This is a genomic window from Oligella ureolytica DSM 18253, assembly GCF_000373745.1.
GTDB lineage: Bacteria > Pseudomonadota > Gammaproteobacteria > Burkholderiales > Burkholderiaceae_B > Oligella > Oligella ureolytica.
Map to the genome: position 1 here is coordinate 1 of NZ_KB892353.1, position 2,721 is coordinate 2,721.

Annotated in this window: 2 protein-coding genes; one reads left to right on the plus strand and one right to left on the minus strand. The window is 40.6% G+C overall.

The annotated features are described in order from the left end of the window. Nucleotides 1-189: 189 nt before the first annotated feature. Nucleotides 190-1,467 carry a DUF2254 domain-containing protein gene (locus B092_RS0112390; protein WP_018575546.1) on the plus strand — a complete coding sequence of 426 codons (1,278 nt, stop codon included), beginning with the start codon at nt 190-192 and terminating at the stop codon, nt 1,465-1,467. A 127-nt stretch (nt 1,468-1,594) separates the two neighbouring features. Here the strand turns inward: B092_RS0112390 and B092_RS0112395 are convergent, their stop codons facing one another. Next, complete coding sequence (locus B092_RS0112395; protein ID WP_018575547.1) at nt 1,595-2,635, minus strand: IS481 family transposase; 1,041 nt, start codon at nt 2,633-2,635, stop codon at nt 1,595-1,597. Between the last annotated feature and the right edge of the window lie 86 nt (nt 2,636-2,721).

A 2,721-nucleotide genomic window follows, 5' to 3' on the forward strand; every position in this document is an offset into this window, starting at 1 on the left:
CGGTGTCACTGGTTTTGGCATAATGCGCTCCTGATTGCCCTGATTTATATGTTATCTCAAAATCAAGTGGCTCAGGTCTATGTTGACATACAGGGCTTTTATGAATCATGATATCTGTTAGGGATTAATTAGATAAACTAGCTTTTAAGCTGGTTTTTATTTTTATGTTGATTCTGATAGGTTTCATGCATGTTTTACCGTTTTTTGATTTATATTCGTAAACCGAGTAATGCATTATGGGTTATACCGAGTGCGGGCGCTTTATTAGCGGTACTTATCGTTTTTTCTGCTTCGTGGGTCAGTGCGTTAGTCCCCTCAGAGTCTTTACCTCAAATTGATAAAGAAACAGTTGAGGGTTTATTGGATGTCATTGCTTCAAGTATGTTGGCAGTCAGTACCTTTTCTTTATCAATTATGGTGTCTGCCTTTGCTTCAGCATCTAATAGTGCAACGCCACGCGCAATAGAATTGGTGATGGGCGATGATAATACACGGATGGCGATTGCGAGTTTTATTTCAGCTTTTATCTTTGCGATCATCGCCAAGGTGGCCTTGGGCATTGGTTACTATGGTCATAACGGATTATTTGCTTTATTTGTAAGTACCATTTTGGTGATGCTGTATTTAATAGTGACTTTAATTCGTTGGGTAAGTACCTTGTCACAACTTGGTCGCTTAGAAAATACCTTAACAAAAATTCAAACAGCAGCGGAGGCGTCTTTATTAGCTTACAGGAACGATCATAATATGGGTGCTCGCTGGACGAGTACAGTGGACGCTCTAGCATACCCATTATATGCAGAGCGTTCGGGCTACATCACGCATATCGATATGGCTTCATTGCAACAGCAAGCTGAAGAAAACGATTGGTATATTCATATTGCTGTGCGTCCTGGTGCTATGATCATGCCTGATACCGTATTGGCTTATGTGAACTTGCAGCCTGAACAATACGCTAAAGAATTTGAAAAGCATCCAGCACTTTGTTTATCGGATTGCTTTGTCATGGATGCATCACGGACTTATGAGCAAGATCCAGCGTGGGGCGTTATTGTCTTATCTGAAGCAGCGCAACGAGCACTATCCCCGGCGGTTAATGATCCAGGAACCAGTATACGTGTGATGAGTGCTTTGCTACATTTGTTCGTTGATACCATACCTACCAAAGAGCAATTAGATTCGATCAAAAATTACGATCGATTATCTATTGTCGAGATGAATTGTGGCGAGTGGGTAGAGGAGGGCTTTTTGCCGATTGCCCGAGATGGAGCCACAAGTGTAGAAGTCGGTTTAGTTATGCAAAAGGTGCTAGCAGGTATAGCTCGCAATGCACCTGAAACTGCTATGCGAAGCGCTGCGCGACGAGTTGCTATTTTGGCTCGCGAACGTTTTGTGAGTAGTTTGTTATATGAATCCGATAAACAAAAAGTGCTGAGTAAACATGAGGAGTTGTTTGCAAATAGCTAGTAATGAATAGCGTACTTTACAATACGATTAGATGGGTCGTTGATTTATTAAAGAAATTACTATTTTTAACTTGTACTAACTCAGACCTGATCTGACAGTTACTCGTTTTTAATGGATGCCTGTCAGATTAGATTTGGTTCAAATTCTTTTCGTTCCAAATCTGTTTACTATCAATAAAGGTTTGCATCGGTGTTCTGCCATCGCAATGCCTTCCTTGATGAGTTCTTTCGCAATTATAATACGTTAACCATTCATCGAGGTCTTTTTGTAACGTCTCTAATTCAGAGTAGAGCTTTTTACGGAACGTGACCTGATAGAACTCTTGTAAAATCGTTTTATGGAATCGCTCACAAATGCCATTAGTCTGAGGTGACATGGCTTTTGTCTTTGTATGATCGATGTTGTTTAACGCAAGATATAGCTCATAATCATGGTGTTCCACCTTACCGCAGAACTCCGTTCCTCTATCCGTTAAGATTCTCAAGATACTCACATCTTGTTCTGCATAAAACGGTAAAACTCGATCGTTTAATAAATCCGCCGCTGTAATTGGCGTCTTGCTTGTATACAATTTGCAATGCGCGACACGCGTAAAAGTATCGATATACGTTTGTTGATAAATACGGCCTACGCCTTTGAGATTACCAACATAGAAGGTGTCTTGTGAGCCTAGATAGCCTGGGTGATGCGTCTCTATCTGGCCACTGACTTCATCGTCATTCTTTTTACGTTCAAGTGCGGCGATTTGTTCATCCGTGAGAATGATGCCTTCATGAGCAACCTTATCTTCTAATGCCTTTAAGCGTTTGTTAAAGTTCTCAAGATCATGTCGTAGCCAAATCGAACGGACGCCACTCAGGGACACGAAAACGCCTTGCTTACGCAACTCATTACTCGTTCTGACTTGACCGTGAGCTGGATAATCAATGGCATAGTTGATAACAACAGACTCTGTTTTTTCGTCTACACGATTTTTTAAGTTTGGCGTTCGACGACTTCGATCAATTAAGTTCTCTAACCCGCCTTCATCAACAAGCTCTTTATAACGATAAAAAGTATCGCGAGATACACCCATGATCTTGCATGCCTGCGACACATTGTTAAGTTCTTCGGCTAAATTTAATAAACCTACTTTATGTTTGATGATTGAATTGGTAGTATGGTGCATGAGAGTTGGTAATCCTCCCACAAAACCATAGCAATTAGAAGTAGAATTTCTTATAAAGGAAATTCAATGAAACGATCACGATATAC